The 20,289-nt window shown below is 45.2% G+C and carries 20 protein-coding genes; 7 read left to right on the top strand and 13 right to left on the bottom strand.

What is annotated here, in order from left to right:
• Positions 1-37 precede the first annotated feature (37 nt).
• From PL85_RS16810 to yacG, 5 genes are all read left to right on the top strand, one after another.
• The gene (locus tag PL85_RS16810) at positions 38-1,264 is read left to right on the top strand and encodes a type II secretion system F family protein (protein ID WP_115339510.1); all 1,227 of its coding nucleotides are present in this window, start codon (positions 38-40) and stop codon (positions 1,262-1,264) included.
• Positions 1,265-1,302: 38 nt separating this feature from the next.
• Positions 1,303-2,184 carry a prepilin peptidase gene (locus PL85_RS16805; protein WP_019281902.1) on the top strand — a complete coding sequence of 294 codons (882 nt, stop codon included), beginning with the start codon at positions 1,303-1,305 and terminating at the stop codon, positions 2,182-2,184.
• Positions 2,175-2,783 carry a dephospho-CoA kinase gene (coaE, locus tag PL85_RS16800; RefSeq protein WP_115339509.1) on the top strand — a complete coding sequence of 203 codons (609 nt, stop codon included), beginning with the start codon at positions 2,175-2,177 and terminating at the stop codon, positions 2,781-2,783. Before PL85_RS16805 ends, coaE begins: the two co-directional genes overlap by 10 nt.
• A gap of 32 nt (positions 2,784-2,815) precedes the next feature.
• Positions 2,816-3,556, top strand: a complete 741-nt coding sequence (zapD, locus tag PL85_RS16795; RefSeq protein ID WP_013857689.1) for a cell division protein ZapD — start codon at positions 2,816-2,818, stop codon at positions 3,554-3,556.
• Positions 3,557-3,645: 89 nt separating this feature from the next.
• Complete coding sequence (yacG, locus tag PL85_RS16790) at positions 3,646-3,843, top strand: DNA gyrase inhibitor YacG (protein ID WP_010319526.1); 198 nt, start codon at positions 3,646-3,648, stop codon at positions 3,841-3,843.
• A gap of 69 nt (positions 3,844-3,912) precedes the next feature.
• Here yacG and rplS read toward each other — a convergent pair whose 3' ends face one another.
• From rplS to ffh, 5 genes are all read right to left on the bottom strand, one after another.
• Positions 3,913-4,266, bottom strand: a complete 354-nt coding sequence (gene rplS, locus PL85_RS16785) for a 50S ribosomal protein L19 (protein WP_010319525.1) — start codon at positions 4,264-4,266, stop codon at positions 3,913-3,915.
• Between the two features lie 41 nt (positions 4,267-4,307).
• Entirely contained in the window at positions 4,308-5,054 is a 747-nt protein-coding gene (gene trmD, locus PL85_RS16780; RefSeq protein WP_010319524.1) for a tRNA (guanosine(37)-N1)-methyltransferase TrmD, read from the bottom strand.
• A 27-nt stretch (positions 5,055-5,081) separates the two neighbouring features.
• The gene (gene rimM, locus PL85_RS16775) at positions 5,082-5,636 is read right to left on the bottom strand and encodes a ribosome maturation factor RimM (protein ID WP_013857691.1); all 555 of its coding nucleotides are present in this window, start codon (positions 5,634-5,636) and stop codon (positions 5,082-5,084) included.
• 29 nt (positions 5,637-5,665) lie between these two features.
• The gene (rpsP, locus tag PL85_RS16770; RefSeq protein WP_010319522.1) at positions 5,666-5,914 is read right to left on the bottom strand and encodes a 30S ribosomal protein S16; all 249 of its coding nucleotides are present in this window, start codon (positions 5,912-5,914) and stop codon (positions 5,666-5,668) included.
• Between the two features lie 214 nt (positions 5,915-6,128).
• The gene (ffh, locus tag PL85_RS16765; protein WP_019281904.1) at positions 6,129-7,511 is read right to left on the bottom strand and encodes a signal recognition particle protein; all 1,383 of its coding nucleotides are present in this window, start codon (positions 7,509-7,511) and stop codon (positions 6,129-6,131) included.
• Positions 7,512-7,816: 305 nt separating this feature from the next.
• On the opposite strand from ffh, the gene PL85_RS16760 reads away from it, so the two are divergent.
• Both PL85_RS16760 and PL85_RS16755 read left to right on the top strand, forming a co-directional pair.
• Positions 7,817-8,611: a cytochrome C assembly family protein gene (locus tag PL85_RS16760; protein ID WP_026027563.1), complete on the top strand. Its 795-nt coding sequence runs from the start codon at positions 7,817-7,819 to the stop codon at positions 8,609-8,611.
• Between the two features lie 84 nt (positions 8,612-8,695).
• On the top strand, positions 8,696-9,970 hold the full coding sequence (locus PL85_RS16755) for an HlyC/CorC family transporter (protein ID WP_017046996.1): 1,275 nt from the start codon (positions 8,696-8,698) through the stop codon (positions 9,968-9,970).
• A gap of 83 nt (positions 9,971-10,053) precedes the next feature.
• On the opposite strand, the gene luxS is transcribed toward PL85_RS16755, so the two are convergent.
• The 8 genes from luxS to PL85_RS16715 form a co-directional block, all read right to left on the bottom strand.
• A complete protein-coding gene (gene luxS, locus PL85_RS16750) occupies positions 10,054-10,572 on the bottom strand; it encodes an S-ribosylhomocysteine lyase (protein ID WP_010319518.1) in 519 nt (172 codons plus the stop codon).
• 64 nt (positions 10,573-10,636) lie between these two features.
• Complete coding sequence (gene gshA, locus PL85_RS16745) at positions 10,637-12,202, bottom strand: glutamate--cysteine ligase (protein ID WP_115339906.1); 1,566 nt, start codon at positions 12,200-12,202, stop codon at positions 10,637-10,639.
• 102 nt (positions 12,203-12,304) lie between these two features.
• Positions 12,305-15,160, bottom strand: a complete 2,856-nt coding sequence (locus tag PL85_RS16740; protein ID WP_115339508.1) for a M16 family metallopeptidase — start codon at positions 15,158-15,160, stop codon at positions 12,305-12,307.
• Between the two features lie 9 nt (positions 15,161-15,169).
• Complete coding sequence (locus tag PL85_RS16735) at positions 15,170-15,631, bottom strand: YqaA family protein (RefSeq protein WP_115339507.1); 462 nt, start codon at positions 15,629-15,631, stop codon at positions 15,170-15,172.
• On the bottom strand, positions 15,625-16,575 hold the full coding sequence (locus tag PL85_RS16730; protein WP_115339506.1) for an NADP-dependent oxidoreductase: 951 nt from the start codon (positions 16,573-16,575) through the stop codon (positions 15,625-15,627). Before PL85_RS16730 ends, PL85_RS16735 begins: the two co-directional genes overlap by 7 nt.
• Positions 16,576-16,692: 117 nt before the next feature.
• Entirely contained in the window at positions 16,693-17,823 is a 1,131-nt protein-coding gene (locus PL85_RS16725; protein ID WP_013857700.1) for a sodium ion-translocating decarboxylase subunit beta, read from the bottom strand.
• A gap of 9 nt (positions 17,824-17,832) precedes the next feature.
• The gene (gene oadA, locus PL85_RS16720) at positions 17,833-19,611 is read right to left on the bottom strand and encodes a sodium-extruding oxaloacetate decarboxylase subunit alpha (RefSeq protein ID WP_115339505.1); all 1,779 of its coding nucleotides are present in this window, start codon (positions 19,609-19,611) and stop codon (positions 17,833-17,835) included.
• 30 nt (positions 19,612-19,641) lie between these two features.
• Positions 19,642-19,896: an oxaloacetate decarboxylase subunit gamma gene (locus tag PL85_RS16715; RefSeq protein WP_029388148.1), complete on the bottom strand. Its 255-nt coding sequence runs from the start codon at positions 19,894-19,896 to the stop codon at positions 19,642-19,644.
• Positions 19,897-20,289 lie beyond the last annotated feature (393 nt).

Below are 20,289 nucleotides of genomic sequence, written 5' to 3'. Positions count from 1 at the left end.
TGATCCCTCTTAGCTAGCCATTGGGTGACTCTATTGTATGAACACAAAAATCAAATCAGAACTCAAAAATTATCGTTGGAAAGGCATCAATAGTTCGGGCAAAAAAGTATCTGGCCAAACTCTCGCTTTAACCGAACTGGAAGTGCGTGACAAACTTAAAGAACAGCACATTCAAATCAAAAAAATCAAAAAAGGGGGCGTCTCTTTTATCACCCGCTTGACTCATCGCGTGAAGGCCAGAGACATCACCATTCTGACACGCCAATTGGCGACCATGCTGACCACGGGCGTGCCCATCGTGCAAGCCTTAAAACTGGTCGGAGATAACCATCGCAAAGCCGAAATGAAATCCATTTTGTCGCAAGTCACCAAAGGGGTTGAAGCCGGAACGCCAATTTCCAAAGCGATGCGTACCGCCAGCACCCATTTCGATACCTTGTATATTGATCTCATTCACACAGGTGAACAGTCAGGTAACTTGGCTGAAGTGTTTGAGCGGCTAGCGACTTATCGAGAAAAAAGTGAACAACTGCGCGCTAAAGTCATTAAAGCACTCATCTACCCAACCATGGTGGTGTTGGTCGCGTTAGGTGTTTCTTACTTAATGCTTACTATGGTGATCCCTGAGTTTGAAAGCATGTTCAAAGGATTCGGAGCCGAATTACCTTGGTTTACACAGCAAGTATTGAAACTCTCTCATTGGGTGCAAAGTTACAGTTTGTGGGTAATCATCATCATAATCCTCACCACAATTGCCGTGAAAGCAGTACGGCAAAAATCTTTTTTAATACGCTTAAAAACCAGCCGATTAGGATTAAAGTTTCCCATTCTTGGCGGGGTGATAGGCAAAGCCTCTATTGCTAAATTCAGTCGCACACTCGCCACCAGTTTTAGTGCAGGCATTCCGATTTTAGCCAGCTTAAAAACCACCGCTAAAACCGCTGGCAATGTCCATTTTGAGACGGCGATTAATGAGGTCTATCGTGATACGGCAGCCGGTATGCCAATGTATATTGCGATGCGTAATACCGAAGCCTTTCCTGAAATGGTGCTGCAAATGGTGATGATTGGTGAAGAATCAGGCCGATTGGATGACATGCTCAATAAAGTCGCCACCATTTACGAATTTGAAGTCGATAATACCGTCGATAACTTAGGCAAAATTCTCGAACCATTGATCATTGTCTTTTTGGGTACGGTGGTCGGCGGTTTAGTGGTGGCAATGTACTTGCCCATCTTTAACTTAATGAGTGTATTAGGATAGTATTAGCACTGCTAATCTTTTACTTATCGAGTCTGTGCATGGAAGTTTTTATTTATTACCCTTGGCTCTTTCCACTTTTTGCAGCGTTGTTTGGCTTAATCGTGGGGAGTTTTCTCAATGTGGTCATTTATCGTCTACCCAAAATCATGGAGCGAGAATGGCGACAAGAGTGCGCTGACTGCTTTCCCGAATATCACATTGCGCCACCGGAAGGGCAACTCACGCTCAGTCTCCCCCGTTCTAGCTGCCCACACTGTGATACGCCAATCCGTATTATTGACAATATTCCGCTACTCAGTTGGCTCTTTTTAAAAGGGAAATGTTCCCGTTGCCAAGGTCCGATCAGTGCACGCTATCCTTTGATTGAACTGCTCACCGCCAGTATGAGCTTTGTCGTGGCTAGCCACTTCGGTTTTAGTTATTTTTCACTAGCGCTATTGTTTTTCACTTTTGTGCTCATCGCGGCGACGTTTATCGATTTCGATACCATGCTGTTACCCGACAAGCTGACACTGCCACTACTGTGGGCGGGCCTCAGCTTATCATTGATGCACATTAGCCCAGTCAGTTTGCAAGATGCGGTGATCGGCGCCATTGCTGGCTATCTGAGCTTATGGTCGGTCTATTGGCTGTTTAAACTCGTCACAGGCAAAGAAGGAATGGGTTATGGCGATTTCAAACTGCTGGCTGCTCTCGGCGCTTGGTTGGGCTGGCAATATCTGCCCATCATCATTCTCATGTCATCTGTGGTTGGCATTGTCTTTGGCCTAATTCAATTGCGCTTGCAAAAAAAAGGGATCGACAAAGCCTTTCCTTTTGGCCCCTATCTCGCCATTGCTGGCTGGCTAACCTTGTTGTGGGGTAACGATATTATGAGTTGGTATTTAGGTTCAATTATGGGGTTATCGTCATGGGGTTAGTGGTGGGTTTAACCGGCGGGATTGCCAGCGGAAAAAGCACCGTTGCTCATTTATTTCAGCAGCATTTCTCGATAGATGTCGTGGATGCTGACATCATCGCTCGAGAAGTCGTCGAACCCGGTAGTGAAGGATTAACGACGATTTGCGCGCACTTTGGCCTATCCATATTAAAGCCCGATGGACAATTGGATCGCGCCGCGTTAAGAGAAAAGATCTTTGCTGATGAACAAGAAAAGGCTTGGCTTAATCAGCTTCTTCACCCAATGATCCGTGCAAAAATGATTGCTGATTTAGCAAAAACCACCTCGCCTTATGCTTTATTGGTTGTGCCATTATTGATAGAAAATAACCTACAAACCTTAGTCGATCGCATCTTAGTGGTTGATGTTGATCTAAAAACCCAAATCGCTCGCACTATGGCAAGAGACAAGGTATCAGAGCAACAAGTCCGTTCGATCTTAGCCGCTCAAGCGAGCCGTGAGCAAAGATTGCAATACGCTGACGATGTGATTAAAAATAGCGCAGAAAACCAAAAACTTTTGCCTCAAATCACAGAATTACACAAAAAGTATCTAGCCATATGCAGCCTAAGTCTGTAAGAATAACCCAGACCGGACCTAAGGCTAGCTAGATGACCACGCATAAGTTTGAACACCCACTGAACGAAAAAACTCGTATCTATTTAAGAGTCGAAGCGCTGCTTAACCAGTTGATGCATTCCGCTCAGTTTCGTGACGGTATTCAACACCAACTCTTCTTTCGTTCATTGTTTGATTTACTCGAAATCTTCGAACAGATCCAACTCAAAAGCGAGTTGGCTAAAGATATTGAAAAACAGCGTTTGAACTACCGTAGCTGGCTCAATGTGGATGGTGTTGATCAAGAAATGTTGCTATCGCTCCTTGAAGAGATCGACGAGGTGCATCGTAATTTAATGAGCGCTGAACGCTTTGGTCAATCACTCAAAGAAGATCGTTTCTTAAGCACGATTCGCCAACGCTTTAATTTGCCGGGCGGGTCGTGCTGTTTTGACCTGCCAGCCCTGCACTACTGGCTACACATTCCGATAGAAAAGAAGACCCAAGATGCGCACCAATGGATGGAAACGCTGCGACCGTTATCAGATGCGTTGCAACTTTGGTTGAAGTTAACCCGCGAAACGGGTCATTTTAAAGCACGCCTAGCACGATTAGGTTTTTATCAAAGCGATGCAGAAGACGCCAATATCTTGCGCTTGTCGATCCCACTTGAGTATGGGGTATACCCCATGATCTCAGGCCATAAAAATCGCTTCGCGATTAAGTTTATCGAATTCCAATCAGGCCAAGCAACAGGGCGCGATATCGAGTTTGATCTCGCCGTCTGCTGTTAATCAATTCCGCTTCAATTCCCGACTGACTCTTACTTTCCATTGCGTTAGGTAATACACTTACGCCTATCCATCGTTACTTGAAGTCCGTTATGTCAAAGAAAATTACCATTGTAAAATGCCCGCAGTGCAAAGCCGATGTCGAATGGGGAGAACAGAGCCCTTATCGTCCTTTTTGTTCCAAACAGTGTCAGATGATCGATTTTGGCGAGTGGGCCGATGAGGAAAAAAGTATTCCCGGTGCACCGGATATGTCAGACAGTGATGGTTGGTCAGAAGATCAATATTAGCGTACATATAAAAACAGGAGTCGATTACTCGACCCCTGTTTATTACTATGAGAACGCTAGTTTATAGCATTACTTCTTAGCAAGTTTCTCTTTGATACGAGCTGACTTACCAGAACGCTCACGTAGGTAGTACAGTTTGGCACGACGTACTGCACCGCGGCGTTTAACTTCAATGCTATCAACCACTGGAGAGTGAGTTTGGAACGTACGCTCAACACCTTCACCGTTAGAGATCTTACGAACAGTGAATGCAGAGTGTAGGCCACGGTTACGGATTGCGATTACAACGCCTTCAAAAGCCTGTAGACGCTCACGATCACCTTCTTTTACCTTAACTTGAACAACAACAGTGTCACCTGGTGCGAATTTAGGTAGGCCTTGTTTCATTTGCTCTTCTTCAAGAGCCTTGATGATGTTACTCATTTTAAAAATTCCTAGAATAAACTGATACTAAATTAAATAGGTTACTGATGTATTTGAGTTTCTTTAATGAACTCAACCAGTAATAGTTCCTGTTCGTCAGTCAGAGCTAGGTTTTCCAGGAGCTCTGGCCTTCTATGCCAAGTTCGGCCCAACGACTGTTTCAGCCGCCAGCGACGAATATCCTCGTGATTACCGGATTTCAGTACCGCAGGTACTTCTTTTCCATCTAACACTTCAGGACGCGTATAGTGCGGGCAATCTAGCAAACCATTGGCAAAAGAATCTTCTTCTGCTGATGCGAAATCTCCTAATACTCCCGGAACAAACCGAGAGACAGAATCAATCAACGTCATGGCTGGCAGTTCACCGCCTGTCATCACAAAATCACCAATCGACCATTCTTCGTCAACTTCTGATTGGATGATACGCTCATCTACCCCTTCATAGCGTCCGCAAATAAGAACTAGGTTCTCATTCGTCGCCAGCTCTTCGACTCCTTTTTGGTCGAGTTTTCGACCTTGAGGAGAAAGGTAAATGACTTTCGTCTTTCCCGGTGCGGCTTGTTTTGCTGCATGAATGGCATCGCGCAAAGGCTGAACCATCATGAGCATTCCAGGACCACCACCGTAAGGTCTGTCATCGACGGTGCGATGTTTGTCATGAGTGAAATCTCGAGGATTCCAAGCTTCAATAGACAGCAAACCTTTTTTAACCGCTTGACCTGTTACTCCAAAATCAGTAACAGAACGGAACATTTCAGGAAATAGGCTTATAACGCCAACCCACATGTGTTCTCTCGCTCTGACGTTTTAGAGTTAGAATGCCGGATCCCAGTCAACTTCGATCCGTCGAGCTTCGCGATCAACATTCTTGATCACTTGCTCTTCAAGGTACGGTACCAACCGTTCCTTTTGGCCAAAAGCATCTTTCAAATTCGCTTTCACAACCAGAACATCGTTGGAGCCAGTTTCTAATAGGTCAGTGACCTCACCAAGGTTATATCCCTTAGTGGTAATAACTTGCATACCGAACAATTCACGCCAGTAGAATTCATCTGCTGACAATTCTGGTAATGATGCGGGATCAATAGCAATTTCAAAGTTGGTGAGTAGATGTGCGTCTTCTCGAACATCTAAACCTTCAAGTTTTACCACCATACTCTTACCATGGCGCTTCCAACTCTCTACTTTGTACTCGATCCACTGGCCTTTTTGGTTAATAAACCAAGGGCTGTAATCAAAAATACTTTCAGCTTCGTCTGTGTAGGAAAAAACTTTGAGCCAGCCACGAATGCCATAGGTAGCACCAAACTTGCCCATAACAATCTTTTCGTTTTCTTTGCTCATTGTTTCTTTACCTTTCATCGACATAAGCTAATGTTCTTCTATAAAAGTAAGAATTAAGCCGCTTTTTGAGCGTCTTTTACTAGCTTAGCTACGCGATCAGATAGAGATGCGCCTTGACCAACCCAATGGTTAACGCGATCTAGATCAACACGTAGGCCTTCTTCTTGGCCAGTAGCCGTAGGATTAAAGAAACCTACTTTCTCGATGAAACGGCCAGTTACTGCGTTACGGCTATCCGCAACTACGATTTGATAAAATGGACGCTTTTTAGCGCCGTGACGTGCCAAACGAATGGTTACCATGTCGTCCTCTTTGCTTTCTCAATAATAAAATTAACCCCAAAAACCATTTACGAAAAACAGTCTGGGGTCTCGTGCCAAAATAAAGCCTCGGAATTTTACTCTTATTCCGAGGCTTTGCAAGGGGTTTAGCTATTTTTTCACCAGCAGAAGCATTATGCTTTTGCAGTGATGAGCATCACGCTTTAGTAAATTTTAAGCATCGCAATGAGTTAGGTTAACGACCAAAGAAACCGCCGCCGCCCATGCCACCCATTCCGCCCATCATGCCTTGCATATTACGCATCATGCCTTTCATGCCACCTTTCTGCATTTTTTTCATCATTTTCTGCATTTGGGTGAACTGTTTCAGTAAGCGGTTAACATCTTGTACTTGGGTGCCAGAACCCGTCGCGATACGTTTTTTACGTGAACCTTTTATCATGTCTGGGTGCTGACGCTCGTGCATGGTCATCGAACAGATGATCGCTTCCATCTGCTTGAACATCTTATCATCGACCTTATCTTTCACGTTGGCAGGTAGGTTTGCCATGCCAGGCAGTTTATCGAGCATGCCCATCATGCCGCCCATATTCTGCATTTGCCCGAGCTGTTCGCGGAAATCTTCTAAATCAAATCCTTTCTTTTCCTTGAATTTTTTAGCTAGGCGTTCTGCTTGCTCGTGATCAACATTACGTTGTAGATCTTCAATTAATGAGAGAACATCGCCCATTCCCAATATGCGTGATGCAATACGATCAGGATGGAAAGGCTCGAGCGCGTCAGTTTTTTCACCGACCCCTAAGAATTTAATCGGTTTACCGGTGATATGACGAACGGAAAGTGCGGCACCACCTCGAGCATCACCATCAACTTTGGTTAAGATAACCCCCGTTAACGGCAGCGCATCACCAAAGGCTTTTGCGGTGTTCGCGGCATCTTGCCCCGTCATGGCATCCACAACGAACAATGTTTCAATCGGATTAATCGCCGCATGCAGATCTTGGATCTCTGCCATCATCAGTTCATCAATAGCAAGACGGCCTGCTGTGTCGACAATCAGCACATCGAAGAATTTCTTCTTCGCATGGTCAATGGCCGCATTGGCGATATCAATCGGTTTTTGGTCGGCTGAAGAAGGAAAAAATTCAACGTCCAGATCGTTAGCTAGCGTTTCAAGCTGTTTTATCGCCGCTGGGCGATAAACGTCAGCCGAAACCACCAGTACTTTCTTTTTATCGCGTTCTTTAAGCAGCTTAGCAAGCTTACCAACACTGGTGGTTTTACCCGCGCCTTGTAAACCCGCCATTAAAATCACTGCTGGCGGCTGGGCGGCAAGGTTCAGCGCTTCGTTGGATTCGCCCATTACCGCTTCAAGCTGCGCTTGAACAATCTTGATGAACTCTTGTCCCGGTGTCAGCGATTTAGACACCTCAACACCTACTGCGCCCTCTTTAACGCGCGCGACAAAATCACGCACTACAGGCAGTGCCACGTCCGCTTCAAGCAGCGCCATGCGCACTTCGCGTAGGGTTTCTTTAATATTGTCTTCGGTGAGACGGCCTTTGCCGCTGATATTTTTCAGCGTCTTGGATAGTCGATCCGTTAAATTTTCAAACATCGTTGTCTCTTCGCTAGTTCGGCGATTAATTGGGGTCAGTATACCTTAGCCAATCTAATAGTCATACCCATTGACGCTTCGCGATAAGCGACTTAAACCCGTAAACGTAACATTGGGTCCCCAAAACGGGGGCGTCAAAAAGAGTTATCTCTGCGATTTATCGAATAAAAGCCTTCACCCTGTTAATTATTTGCACCATGACCTCAACTAAGGTGGGTATATGTCAAATCAATCGGTATCCAACGTAGCTCATTATCGTGATGCAAGGTATAATTCGCCAATTCAGCCACCATTTTGTAAGAAGTATGGAAAACTTAATCGCAATAGTCGCCACTATTTTGTATTTTTTATCCATAGCGACCATTATTCCAGGCTTAGTTAATCAAACTGGGATTCGTGCGCAGACAGTATTGTTCAGTTCAGCACTGGCGCTGGCTTTTCATGCGTGGTTACTGAGTGATTTAATCTTCAACGCTAATGGGCAAAACCTCAGTATGCTCAATGTGGCATCATTGATAAGCTTTATTATCTCACTGGTGATGAGCATTGCGATGTTAAAAACGCGCTTGTGGTTTCTGTTGCCGGTGGTGTATAGCTTCGCCGCGATCAACGTCAGCGCCGCCTCATTTCTTCCCAGCATGTTCATGACTCACTTAGAAAACAATCCGCCACTGTTGTTGCATATTTCTCTAGCACTATTTTCGTATTCAACCCTTTCGATTGGCGCACTCTACGCTTTGCAATTGGCTTGGCTGGACTACAAGCTAAAGAAAAAGAAGATGCTAACCATCAACCCCAATTTGCCACCACTACTGATGGTAGAAAGGCAACTGTTTAAAATCATCTTGATAGGTAACGTATTACTTACTGGTACCTTGATTACTGGTTTTGATTTTGTCGGTGATATGTTTGCTCAAGGCAAAGCGCATAAAGGCATTTTGTCTTTCATTGCTTGGGTTGTCTATTCTGTATTGTTGTGGGGACATTACCGAAAAGGTTGGCGCGGTAGAAAAGTGACTTGGTTTGCTGTCGCTGGTGCAACCTTACTCACACTGGCCTACTTTGGTAGCCGTTTTGTAAAAGAAATCATTTTGAGCTAACTCAACACGTTTGATAGCGTATTGACACATTCATTTAATTAGATCATTACTTAATCACACTATTTTATAAGGAAACACCACGTTTTGGACGACATTTCAACGGGTATATTGTTTGCACTACTCGCGGGTCTCATCGTAATTTCGGCTTATTTTTCAGGTTCAGAAACCGGCATGATGTCTTTGAACCGCTACCGCTTAAAGCACTTGGCCAATACCGGCCACAAAGGTGCAAAGCGTGTTGAAAAACTGCTTGATCGTCCAGATCGCCTCATTGGTTTGATCCTCATTGGCAACAACCTAGTCAATATTTTAGCTTCTGCAATTGCCACTATTATTGGTATGCGCCTTTATGGGGATCTAGGAGTGGCCATTGCCACTGGTGCGCTGACGTTGGTCGTTCTGGTTTTTGCTGAAGTGACGCCAAAAACATTAGCAGCGCTTTACCCTGAACGCGTCTCTTACGCCAGCAGCATCTTACTGACCTTCTTAATGAAGATATTGTCACCATTGGTGATGTTCATTAACTTCATCACCAATGGTTTCATCCGCTTACTAGGCCTTAAAGCCAAGCATGGGGCGGAGGATCATCTAAGCTCTGAAGAGTTGAGAACCGTCGTCAACGAAGCGGGTGGTCTTATTCCTCGTCGCCACCAAGATATGCTGCTTTCCATTCTCGACCTTGAACATGTCACAGTGAACGACATCATGATCCCACGTAACGAAATTACTGGTATCAATATTAATGATGATTGGAAATCTATCGTGCGTCAGTTAACTCACTCGCCACACGGACGCGTGGTGCTTTACCGAGACAAAATTGATGAAGCGGTGGGCATATTGCGCCTTCGTGATGCTTCTCGTTTGATGTTGGAAAAAAAAGAGTTCAATAAAGAGATGATTTTACGTGCCGCTGATGAAGTCTACTTCATCCCGGAAGGCACACCGCTCAACGTACAATTACTTAAATTCCAACGCAACAAAGAACGGATTGGCCTGATCGTTGATGAATACGGTGATATCAATGGCTTGATCACTGTTGAAGATATTCTCGAAGAGATTGTGGGGGAATTCACCACCTCGATGGCACCAAGCTTAGCTGATGAAATTACACCACAAAGTGATGGCAGCTTCTTGATTGATGGCAGCGCGAATATCCGTGACATTAACAAAGGGCTGAAGTGGAAACTGCCAACGACGGGCCCAAGAACCTTAAACGGTTTACTTTTGGAGCACCTTGAAGATATTCCAAGTAGCCATTTAAGTGTCAAAGTTTCTGGCCATGCGATGGAGATTGTGGATGTAGAAGAAAACCGCATTAAGCAGGTTAAAGTCTTTCCACGCAAAACCAAAAAACATTAATCGCCAGCCACTGCATAAAAGAAAGAAAAAAAGCTTGGTCACTGCCAAGCTTTTTGTTTTTAAAGGGCCAGATCTGGCGATCTTTAATCCACTTTCAGCTCTTTGAGCATCGACTCAGGTAAAGCAAGCTCATCATTTTTATTCACCGCAATACCTGCCGTGATAATCGCTTGAGCAATCTCTTTAGCTTCTGTTAACGAGTGCATTGAGGCTGTACCACATTGGTATTCGTTTAGTTCAGGGATCTGATCTTGGCTCTCTACTTTTAGCACATCATGCATCGCCGCTAACCACGCTTGTGCCACTTGCGCTTCTGTTGGCGCGCCAATCAAACTCATGTAAAAACCTGTGCGGCAGCCCATAGGTGAGATGTCGATGATTTCTACATCATGGCCATTTAAGTGCGCGCGCATAAAGCCAGCGTATAAATGCTCTAAAGTGTGGATCCCTTTTTCTGAAAGAATATCTTTGTTTGGAGCAGTAAAACGGAGATCAAATACGGTGATTGTATCCCCTTTAGGCGTCTGCATATTTTTTGCCACACGTACCGCAGGCGCATGCATACGAGTGTGATCTACCGTAAAACTGTCGAGTAATGGCATTGCTTTCTCCTTATTTGGCAAAGAGCGATGCTCTGCCTATCAATGTTAGATTATGATCGAGAGATCATTTTAGGTACGAAAAATAGCTTTCAAGAAATTCTTCAAAACTTTGAGTATCGTGTTGTTCTATCTGTTGCTGAGCGGCTCGGGAACGCAGCACTTCCTCTTCCATCACAGACTCAGAATAAGTTTGATAGTGATGCGCCAGGTTGGCTTGTCGGTATTCGGTTCCTAATGCACAACCTACCTTACCGAGTCCGCCAAACTGTTTAGTCTGTTCAAGTAGTTGAGCGGAAAAGGTTAATTCTGGATTATCAATCCACGAGCTTAGTTTCTCGCATACGGCTTGGTATGCGTTGCCACCACAAGCGCTATCCATTACTTGCGCTATTTTGCGTAAGTCATCGAATACATTATGCGCCCACGCTTGCAGCGTCAGTTTCTCACCGCGACAGCCAATTTGTAACTCTAAACCCGGTTTACGACCTTCTAAAATCACTTTGTTCCAGTTATCTCGCCAACATGCCAGCTCACAATTGTCCATCGGATCTGAATCTGAAAGAGCTGTCCAAGTGAGGAACAGATCGAGAAAACGCACTTGATCTTCAGTAATACCAATCGGGCTAAACGGGTTTACGTCTAACGAACGCACTTCGATGTATTCGACTCCACCTCTCTCTAACGCTTGTGACGGCTTTTCGTCATTTTTGGCCACACGTTTAGGACGGATCGGCGCATAGAGTTCGTTTTCTATCTGCAAAACATTGCTGTTGAGCTGGCGATGTTCACCATCGACATACACGCCTAGTTCTGCAAACTCTTTTGATGGAGTGCGGATCGCCTGATTCAACCCTTCTAAATATTGATCCAAGCTATTAAAACCAATTTGCAAGCCACTTTGCGCGCTATTGGTATAACCCAAATCACTGAGGCGCAACGAGGTAGCATGAGGCAAATAAAGCGTTTTACCAATATTTTCAAATGGCAGATGGCTTTCACGTCCGCGCACAAACGATGAACATAACGCAGGTGATGCGCCAAAGAAATAGGGAATAAGCCAGCCAAAACGGTAGTAATTACGAATCACACCAAAATAGGCTTCAGATTTTGTCTCAGTACGCTGGGATTCAGTTTGCTCGCCATGCAAGGCATCCCAAAATGATTCTGGAAATGAAAAATTGAAATGCACGCCAGAAATGATCTGCATTAAGCTGCCGTAACGACGCTTTAAGCCTTCTCGATAAAGGGTTTTCATTTTACCCGTATTCGATGAACCATATTGCGCCAGTTCGATATCATCTTCGCTGCCAACATAACAAGGCATAGAAAGCGGCCACAGTTTTTCGTCACCCAATTTGGTTTGAGCAAAATGGTGAATATCCGCCAGTTGTGAGAGTAAAGTCGGCACGTCATGAGAGACTGGTGTAATAAATTCAAGCAATGACTCCGCAAAATCAGTGGTGATCCAACGGTTGGTTAATGCGCTGCCGAGTGCTTCTGGATGAGGAGTCAGAGCTAACGAGCCTTCTGGGGTATAGCGTAACGTTTCACGCTCAACGCCTCGGCCAAACTGCTTAAACACTTCTGATTTTTTAGTGACTTGTTCAAGTCGTGCGGCAAAATTAGTCAAAATAATGATTCGCTTATAGGTGAATGATCCGAATGAAAGCGGCTCTAACTCAACAAGAGAGTAGAATGGAGGCAAACAATCTGCCCCCTATAAATGTGTACTCTAGCGGATGATTTCAAGCTCTTCTACGGGAATATCTAATTTTTCAAGTTGTAGCTTCAACGTTTTCGCATCACCCACCACGATAATTTGATACTCTTGTGGTGCAAACCATTTAGCGGCGAGTTTATTGAGCGTTGATTTTTTTACGTTTTCTACCAGTTCATTTCGTTGCTGTAGGTAATCTTCATCCAAACTATAGGTCAAAATATTACTAAGCAACTGCGCTTTTTGTGATGGTGTTTCATACGTCAGTGCATCTTGTTGGCCGACAGCAAGGCGCATAAATTTTAGCTCTTGGTCGGTTAAGCCACTTTGACTGAATGTTGCCATCTCTTTTTCTATTTCAACGATTGAAGCTACAGTGGCATCAGCACGCACTTGAGCATTGAAAACGATAGCGCCCACTTCTCGATTGCTCGCGAAATAACTCCCAGCGCCATAGGTGTAGCCTTTATCTTCACGCAAATTCTGATTAATGCGGCTGTTAAAGTTGCCCGCTAAATTGAAGTTAGCCAGTTGGCTGAGAAAAAGCTCGCCAGTGGCATCGAAAGGCAACCCTTTTCGCACAAAACGGACGATGCTCTGCGGCGCATCAGGCTTATCAACCAGATATATCTTCCGCTCTGTCAGTGAGTTCACCACTTGGGGACGTAACAAAGGAGAAGCTTCACCGCGCCACTGCCCTAAAAAGGTTAACTGTTTAGCGACCTCTTTTTTGGAAATGTCGCCAACGACAACGATTTGCGTACCATGTGGCGTGTAATGTTTCGCATAAAAGCGTTTTACATCTTCTAATGTTAAATCGTTTAGTGATTGCTCAGTGCCTTCACTTGAACGCGCAAAAATAGAGTTGCCAAACAGTACTTGACGAGTAGCTTGTGAAGCAAGCCATCCCGGTGTTTGATGCTGATAAACCAACCCTTCCAGCATCTGCTGCTTCAGCCGTGTAAAATCACTCTCTTTGAAAGCAGGATGAAATAAAACTTCTTCAACCACATCCAATGTTGCTGCAACATTCTTCTTCAAACTAGAGACCATAATACTGGTCGAATACTCATTGGCAGTAACACTGATAGTCGAACCTAACGTGTCGAGTTGAGCTTGAATCGCTTCCACTGAGCGTCGAGTTGAGCCTTCTTCAAGTAGCGCCGCGGTTAAATTAGCTAACCCTTCTTTGCCACGCGCGGCATGTCGCTCTCCTGCTGGTAAATTGATATTAATTAGCACGGTCGGCGTTTCGCTGGTTTGTGTGGCTAATAACTCAATACCGTTATCAAAATAGAGTTCATACAGTGTCGGCATTTGTGCTTTCACACCTTTTGCTACAGAAGGCATGATTGAGCGATCAAATTGATCTTCAACCTGGCGATAAGCCAATTGATCTTCGGTTATCGTTTGATGCTCGGGCAGCACTCTTTTAGGGGGTACGAAATTGGCTTTTTGAACGGCAAGATCGGCTTTATGTTTAGGCACAACACTTAAGGTAACCTTATGTTGATGAGCAATGAAGCGCTGATAAGCCTGTTGAATTGACTCTGGGGTGACCGCATGAATCTGAGCTAATTGCTGCTCTAGGCGATCAGGCTGCCCATAAAACGTTTCGTTGGACGCAAGCTGCGTCACTTTTCCAGATACGCTTTGCAGCGCAAAGACCGCATTCGCTTCCGCCATACCGGTAATTTGATCAAGTCGACTCTGATCTACCCCTTGCTGTTCAAACTGACTGAGCGTTTGCATTAACTCTCGATACAAAGGAGCAAGCTGAGCCTTTTCACCCGAAGGGGCCATGGCATAAACATAGAAGGTACAAGCCAATTCGGCGCAATCTTGGAATGCACCCGCATTGACGGCTTTTTGAGTTTTGACCAACGCTTGGTAGAGATAACTATTGGTACCGCTGCCTAACACTTTGGCAAGCGCATCTAACGAGGCTTGACTTTGAGCACCGCGATATTCTGTCGGCCAGCCCACCACAACCATGGGTTGCTGAATGCGATCTTCCAAGGTAATGAAACGATCCTGCGCCAACTGGGCCGGCTGTTTAGGTGCGTTATCAACGGCTGGGCCTGCCGGTATGGTGCCAAAATATTGATTAACCCATTCAAGTGTTTGCTGAACATCAATATCGCCACCAATGGTCAGCACCGCATTATTCGGCCCATACCAACGTAAGAAAAACGCTTTAAGATCGTTGACGTCCACTCGGTCAAGATCTTCGACATAACCAATGGTTTGCCATGAATAAGGGTGTCCTTCGGCATACATCGCCTCCGCCATTTTTTCCCACATCAAGCCATAGGGGCGGTTGTCGTAGTTTTGTGCACGTTCGTTTTTTACTGTGTCACGTTGGATCTCAAATTTACGTTGAGAAACCGCGTTGAGTAAAAATCCCATCCGATCAGATTCGAGCCACAACACTTTTTCTAGCTGATTTGAAGGCACTGTTTGGTAATAATTAGTACGGTCACGGTTAGTACTCCCATTCATGGTTCCTCCCGCTTCGGTGATCAAACGAAAATGTTCTTGATCGCCAACGTGCTCCGTTCCTTGAAACATCATGTGTTCAAAGAAATGAGCAAACCCTGATTTTCCAACCTCTTCACGTGCCGAACCCACATGATAAGTGACATCGACATGCACTAAAGGATCTGAGTGATCCGGTGATAGCACGACAGTAAGACCATTATCGAGCTGATATTTTGCATAAGGGATCATCACTTTTTCTGGTTGAGCATCCACTTGCTCAATCAGCGTAACCCCTTTCGGTAATGATGAAAAAAAAGCGATAGGTGCGACCGTTGATGAACAGCCATAAATGGCAATAAGAGAAAGGGCACCTAGCCAAATTTTTCTCATAACAGCTCCTTAGAAAAAACCATAGAATACAGCGGCAAGCATGATGTAACGCAGTGCTTTGCCGATCAAAATAATGACAAAAGTAGGTAAAAATTTCATGCGTAGCCAACCTGCGGCCAAACAAAGCACATCACCCACCACAGGTAGCCAACTGAATAAGAGGACCCAATAACCATATTTATTGAGCCAAGCTAACGCTTTATGACCGTGCTTTTCGCTTTCAGTTCGATTAGGCAAGCAGATACCGAGCCAATAGTTGGTCAGACCGCCGAGGGTATTGCCAGCGCTTGCAACGGCGATAACCCAAAATACGGGAAATTGATTCAGGCTTAATGTGGCGAATAAACTCGCTTCTGAGCTTCCCGGTAATAAGGTAGCACTGAGAAAACCACTAAAAAAAAGCACCCACAGCGCAGAGCCAGCAAACCAATATGAGAGCGGTTCCAAATAGGTGCTAAAAATGTCTAACATTTCATATCAAGAAGAACTTTGCCTCGAGTATGGCCTGTTTCAATCTGTTGATGAGCCGCAGCCACTTCCGCCATCGGATAAACAGCTTGAATTTCCGTTTTCAATAAGCCAACGCTGACCATATAAAGCATGGTATCAAGCTGTTCAGGATTAGGATCAACCAACATGCCTGTGGCTTCAAAACCAAGTAATTTTGCTTTTTCACAAATAAGCTCAGCACTTAGAGTAGGAACAGTAACGACACGCGCATGATCTTTCAAGCATTTCAAAGCATCGAGAGCCGCATCACCCCCGACTAAATCAATCAGCACATCCACTTCTTCTAAACGCTGTGAAGCAGGAGCAAAATTGTAATTAATCGCATGAGCACCAAGAGTCGCTAAATAATCCAAATTTTGTTCGCTGCACGTGGTATACACTTCGGCTTTTGCTGCTAAAGCAATTTGTACCGCTAAGTGCCCGACACCACCAGCGCCCGCGAGGATCAATACGCGATCCCCCTCTTTCACTTGCGCTTTATTTAGGGCTTGCGCCGCCGTTTGCCCTGCCAGTGGCAGCACTGCTGCTGCTTCTAAGGTCACAGCATCAGGAACAAGGCTGAGTTCGCTTTCTGCCACACACAGGTATTGGCTGTAACCGCCGCCACGCAACGGAAACCCAACAAAGCCCGCCACATTATCTCCAATTTGAAAGCGGCGATTATCTTCCCCTACCTCAACAACTTGTCCAGAAATATCGTAACCTGGCACCCATGGCAGTTTATCTTTGTTTTGCGCTGCAGCCCACCCCAGACCAGCCCGAGTTTTTACATCAATAGGGTTTACACCAGCAAACGCCACTTTTATTAACACTTCGCCAGCTTTAGGTTGAGGAACGTCACTGGTTTGAATAACGAGCACCTCTGGTCCACCAAACTCAGTAATTGCGATCTGTTTATTATCCATGTCAAACTTCCCTATTGATAAAAAGAAAGGGATGCCTCAGCATCCCTTTGAATATATACCATTTTATTGCTTCTAGTTAATCTTTAGCTCGCAAAATAACCATCGGCTCGTCTAGGCTTAGCCAACAAGAGCAAGCAAAACGCCTGCTGCAACAGCAGAGCCCAGTACACCTGCTACATTTGGCCCCATGGCGTGCATCAGTAAGAAGTTCTGTGGATTAGCTTCAAGCCCCACTTTGTTCACTACTCGCGCCGCCATCGGTACCGCAGACACACCAGCAGCACCAATAAGAGGGTTAATATCCTCTTTCGAGAATTTATTAAGCACTTTCGCCATCAACACACCACCAGCCGTACCAATACTGAAAGCAATAGCACCGAGCGCCAAAATACCTAATGTTTCCAAGTTCAAAAACTTATCAGCCTGCAGTTTAGAACCAACGCCTAAGCCTAAGAAGATAGTAACGATGTTGATCAGTTCATTTTGCGCTGTCTTGGATAGACGCTCAACCACACCCGATTCACGCATTAAATTACCTAGACAGAACATACCCACTAATGGCGTTGCTGACGGTAAAAATAGAATCGTCATCAATAGCACCGCCAAAGGAAACAGTATTTTTTCTGTCTTCCCAACGTGGCGTAGCTGAGCCATTTTGATTTTTCGCTCTTCAGGTGTTGTAAGTGCCTTCATAATTGGTGGCTGAATGATAGGAACTAATGCCATATAGCTATAAGCCGCCACAGCGATTGCACCTAATAAATCCGGCGATAATTTACTGGCAAGGAAAATAGCGGTTGGGCCATCGGCTCCACCAATGATGGCGATGGACGCAGCATCGGCCATGGTAAATTCCATACCCGGTACATAGTTGAGTAATATCGCACCAAACAGGGTGGCGAAAATACCAAACTGAGCGGCCGCACCTAGCCATAACGTTTTAGGGTTTGCAATCAGCGCCCCGAAATCGGTCATCGCGCCCACGCCCATAAAAATCAGCAGTGGAAAAACGCCCGTCTCAATACCAACATGATAAACGTAATAAAGCAGACCGCCGGGTTCGGTAAAACCCGCATTCGGAATATTCGCTAAAATCGCACCAAAGCCGATCGGCAATAACAGCAGTGGCTCAAAGCCTTTGCGAATAGCCAAAAACAGCAGTAAACAACCGACCAAAATCATGCAGATTTGGCCTAGCTGAAAATTAGCGATCCCTGTTTCAGACCATAAGGTCAATAATCCGTCCATGGTTCTCCCTTACGCTAAGCTCAGCAATGGTGCACCAACAGTCACAGCATCACCCTCTTTGACATGAAGATCTTGAACAATACCGCCACGTGCCGCACGGATCTCAGTTTCCATCTTCATCGCTTCCAGAATCACTAACACATCCCCTTCTAACACCTCAGAACCGGCTTGAACATTCACTTTAAAAATGTTGCCAGCGAGTGGTGAAGGAACCGCTTCTGCATTGTTACTTGCCGGCACGCTTGATGACTGTGCTGCTTGAGACTGGCTGGCAGCAATTGAGCTAAGCTGGCCTTGTGGTCCCACTTCAACCGTGTAAATTTGCCCATCCACTTTAACACTGTAGGTTTCAATACCACCTTTTGTCACAACGGTGGCAGGTGTAGGTTTGGCTGACTCCAAGGTTGGCGCAGGCTCAAATGCATCCGGATTGTGACGATTTTTCAAGAACTTCAAACCGACTTGTGGAAACAATGCATAAGTCAGAACATCATCCACCGTATCTGTAGCTAATGAAATTCCCTCTGCTTTTGCCTTTTCAAGCAATTCAGTGGTCAACACGGCCATTTCTGCATCCAACAAATCGGCTGGACGGCAAGTGATCGGCGTAAGATTACCCAACACCTTGGCTTGCAACTCAGTATTCACTGGCGCAGGCGTGGCACCGTATTCACCTTTTAATACCCCTGCAGTTTCTTTCGTGATGCTCTTATAGCGCTCACCAGTCAGAACGTTGATCACCGCTTGTGTTCCCACGATTTGAGATGTTGGAGTCACAAGGGGAATGAAACCTAAATCTTTTCGCACACGAGGGATCTCTTCAAGAACCTCATCAAGGCGATCGGCCGCTCCTTGTTCTTTTAGTTGACCTTCCATATTAGTCAACATACCACCAGGAACCTGCGCAATAAGAATACGAGAATCGACACCTTTTAACTGTCCTTCCCATTTAGCGTATTTCTTACGCACTTCACGAAAATAAGTGGCAATCGGTTCAAGCTGTGTCAGGCTCAAGCCCGTATCACGCTCGGTTCCTTCAAGCATAGCGACCACTGTTTCGGTTGGTGTGTGGCCATAAGTTTGGCTCATTGAAGAGATAGCAGTATCCAAAATATCGATACCAGCTTCTACCGCTTTAACGGCTGTTGCCGCTGAAAGACCAGTCGTTGCATGGCTGTGCAGTGCTAAAGGTACGGCACAAGAGGATTTAATACGGGTGATCAGATCTTCAGCTTCATACGGCTTGAGCAACCCTGACATATCTTTAATACACAAAGAGTGGCAACCGAGATCTTCCAACCGCTTGGCAAGATCAACCCAAGTATCTGAATTATGAACAGGGCTAGTGGTGTAAGACAGTGTGCCCTGCGCGTGTGCGCCAACATCAATTGTCGCTTTGACCGCTTTTTCAAAATTGCGAACATCATTCATCGCATCAAAAATACGGAAAACATCCATCCCATTCGCGTGAGCTCGTTCGACAAACTTTTCAACAACATCATCGGCATAGTGGCGATAGCCTAGTAAATTCTGGCCGCGTAGCAACATTTGCATTGGGGTGTTGGGCATCGCTTGCTTAAGCGAACGTAAACGCTCCCATGGATCTTCACCGAGAAAACGGATGCAAGCATCAAACGTTGCTCCTCCCCAAGTTTCCAGTGACCAATAACCGATCTTATCGAGCTCTGCTGCAATAGGCAGCATGTCTTCGATACGCATGCGCGTGGCAAATAGTGACTGATGGGCATCACGAAGGACCACATCCGTAATAGCTAGTGGGTTAGACATGCTCATAAACTCCTTTTCATCCTTTCTATGCTATTTAGCTAATGCGCGGTGCTGATGCACTGCTGCAGAAATTGCCGCCACAATTTGCGGGCTCACAGCTGAAGGGTTTGGTTGAACTTTTCGATGTTGAATCGGCGCTGCGATCGGTTGTGGTACTTCTTCCGGTACCAAGGTTGACATTAACCGAACGAGATAAACGAGAATAGTTAGAAAAATAAAGACTACAGCCATCCCCGTAATCATAAGGGTGGCGGCGTCAACTAATAGGCTTCCAATAGTAGTCATGTTGCTTCCTTTCTGTGTCATCCTGACAACAATTGCTACGCATTTTTACAAGTGCGATCTTGGCAAGTGGACTAGGATTATCTCGATTGGTTAATAATTGTCAATTTTGTTTAAGGGACTCTTGTAGATAACACACAAAATCGGCGAACAATTACTCACACAAATCACAAAACTCTGAATTTTCTCTATTAAGAAGGGCATTTAACTAGCCAATACGGCTACGTTAATCAAAAAATGATGCAGATACTGAGAGGGAGTTAAAACATTGCAGATTAACAAGATAAAACAAATAGTTGCCATTTTCAATTTAACAAAATAGCAACAAAAAACCAACATAAAAAAAGCCCCGCACAATGCGAGGCTTCTTAATAAATGGCGCGCTCAGGAGGATTC

This window comes from Vibrio anguillarum, assembly GCF_001989995.2.
Classification (GTDB): domain Bacteria; phylum Pseudomonadota; class Gammaproteobacteria; order Enterobacterales; family Vibrionaceae; genus Vibrio; species Vibrio anguillarum.
The sequence above is the reverse complement of the archived record's forward strand: the minus strand, read 5'-3'. Positions and strand labels throughout refer to the sequence as shown.